The 2,548-nt window shown below is 38.1% G+C and carries 2 protein-coding genes, 1 tRNA gene and 1 pseudogene; 1 reads left to right on the forward strand and 3 read right to left on the reverse strand.

All coding sequences use genetic code 11. The annotated features are described in order from the left end of the window. The coding region (locus tag BUA88_RS15730) for a D-alanyl-D-alanine carboxypeptidase family protein (protein WP_143151468.1) at window positions 1-749 on the reverse strand (749 nt) is incomplete at its 3' end. A gap of 200 nt (window positions 750-949) precedes the next feature. On the opposite strand from BUA88_RS15730, the gene trmB reads away from it, so the two are divergent. After that, the gene (trmB, locus tag BUA88_RS15735; protein WP_072919708.1) at window positions 950-1,594 is read left to right on the forward strand and encodes a tRNA (guanosine(46)-N7)-methyltransferase TrmB; all 645 of its coding nucleotides are present in this window, start codon (window positions 950-952) and stop codon (window positions 1,592-1,594) included. A gap of 201 nt (window positions 1,595-1,795) precedes the next feature. On the opposite strand, the gene BUA88_RS15740 is transcribed toward trmB, so the two are convergent. Continuing rightward, window positions 1,796-1,868: transfer RNA gene (locus BUA88_RS15740), tRNA-Lys, on the reverse strand. Window positions 1,869-2,085: 217 nt separating this feature from the next. After that, a pseudogene (locus BUA88_RS16260) lies at window positions 2,086-2,548 on the reverse strand (hypothetical protein); the annotation flags it as partial.

Below are 2,548 nucleotides of genomic sequence, written 5' to 3' on the forward strand. Positions count from 1 at the left end.
CCAGCCACAACAGTATATCCCGTCTTTCCACCCAGACAATAATCATATATATACTTGTTAGACTTGTAGTAGTGAAGCATCTGATGATGGTTATTAAGTGGTGTTGGATCTGGATGCTTATTTGTTGGTGGAATAGTGTAATTCTTTGTTCCTACAATCTCTGCAAACTTTGGAATAGCATATGCAGCCCTGGCAATCAGCGCCATATCATGTGCTGTTGTGTAGTGCTCATCATCTGGAAGACCGTTTGTGTTATTGAAGTGGGTGTTGGTACATCCAAGCTCCTTGGCCTTTGCATTCATCATCTTTACAAATGATGGGATATCTCCAGCAACATGCTCTCCTAATGCGTATGCACATTCATTTGCAGACTCTAACATCATTCCATAAAGTGTCTGCTCTACTGTCATTTCCTCGTTGACATCTCTTGCAATACTTGATGAACCAAGCTCTGTTCCATAAACGGCTTCAGCTGAAAACTTTACAGTTTCATTCAGCTCACAATTTTCTAGGACTATCAACGCGGTCATAATCTTTGTAATACTGGCTGGGAAATGAACCTCATCAATATTCTTTGAATATAGGATAGTTCCTGTTTCCTGTTCCATAATAATGGCTGATTCAGCCACCACATCAACACTACTTGGCCAATAATCTTCCGCTTTTACTGTTTTGTAATTGCATATTACTAATGCATTAACTACAAATATGAATACTAAAAACTTACTTATTACTCTCTTAAAACTCATAACCTACTATTTCAATGCCTCTGTTATTATTGTCTTTATCCCTATATATTGGATATGCGAATTCTATTTTATCATTTTATTCACAACATTGATTATAAATAAATTACATTGCTTTAGCTACTTTTTTATCTTTTTCTTGTAGCTTTTATCTAGCTTTTTTGTGATATAATTTTAGGGATTTTAATTATACGGAGGTTAAAATGAGATTAAGAAATATTCCTGGCGCAGATGAAGTTGTTGCCAATAGTAGCTATTGCATCAATAATCCTGCTCAGTTTAAAGGTTTATATAAATCAGAAGTATTCAAAAACAACAATCCTATTCACATCGAAATAGGTATGGGAAAGGGTCAGTTTATTACTACACTTGCCAAGCAGAATCCTGATATTAATTATATTGGTATTGAGCGCTATACCAGTGTTCTTCTTAGAGCTATTCAAAAGGTTGAGGAGGAAGAGATTCCTAATCTTCGCTTTATCTGTTTTGATGCTGCTGAAATTCTTGATATTTTCAGCTGCTACGAGGTAGATAAAATCTACTTAAACTTTAGTGATCCTTGGCCAAAGGATAGACACAGCAAACGCCGTCTTACTTCATCTAATTTCCTTAACAGATATAACACTATTCTTTCTAAGGAAGGTAATATCGAATTTAAAACTGATAATAGGGGCTTATTTGATTTCTCTGTGGATGAAATTGATAATCATCCTCTTTGGAAGTTAGATGCCATCACTTATGATTTGCATAATGATGCCACTATGAATGAAGGCAATGTGATGACTGAATATGAAGAAAAGTTTTCTAGTCAGGGTAATCCAATTTTTAAGTTAATCGCTAGCCGATAAATTATAAATGCTGCTTGATGTCTTACAAAGCTCCCGCAAGCCATCTCCCATACTGCGCTAGGCAACTTTCCCCTTCGGGGCTCCCTCCTAGCTTGCATGGGGCCCTCTTGCTCGCGCCTAATTAGATTTTCTAGCAGCATTTTTTCTTTACCTTACGCAAAAAAAAATAAGACGCTGAATTTCTTCAACGTCTTTTCCTAGTGCGCGACCAGGGGTTCGAACCCTGGACACCCTGATTAAGAGTCAGGTGCTCTGCCAGCTGAGCTAGTCGCGCATATTCAATTCATTGCCTCAGCAACGAAGATAAGTATATAGCCTTTTCCTGTTTTTTGCAAGTCCTTTTTTTAATTTTTTTCCAAATTTTCTTATTTTCTGTTTCGACTATTTTTCAATGTTTCTGAATTGAATACCATTTAGCCATTATGCTTTACTATTTATTGGAAATAATAAAAATACCTGCCTCATTTTGAGACAGGTATTAAACTTTAATTTTAGATATTTGCAAAGAGCTTTTCTATTTCTTCCGCACTCATTACTCTGTTTGGATCTGTTAAATCTACACCAACATCAGGAATTACTATCTCATCTGCCTTCTCCTCTGCTGGAGGCTCTGGCTCAGGCTCTGGTGCTGGCTCTTCTTCAACAGCCCCTCCTACCTCTTCAAGAAGTGCATCCAAATCTACATCTGCTACTGGTTCCTCTGTAAGAATTATTTCTTCTGCTGGTGCAGCCTCGAGGATTATCTCCTCTGACGGTGCTTCCTCAGCCACTGGCTCTTCAACTGGGATTTCCTCTGCTGAACCTTCCCCAACAGTAGTTTCTTCTGCTACCGGTTCCTCAAGAACCACTCCTTCTGCAGGAGCCTCATCAACTACTGGTTTCTCAAGAACTACTTCTTCTGTAAAAACCTCCTCAGCTGCTGGCTCCTCTAAAACTATTTCTTCTGCCAGTGCT

It is taken from the genome of Pseudobutyrivibrio xylanivorans DSM 14809, from assembly GCF_900141825.1.
Classification (GTDB): domain Bacteria; phylum Bacillota; class Clostridia; order Lachnospirales; family Lachnospiraceae; genus Pseudobutyrivibrio; species Pseudobutyrivibrio xylanivorans.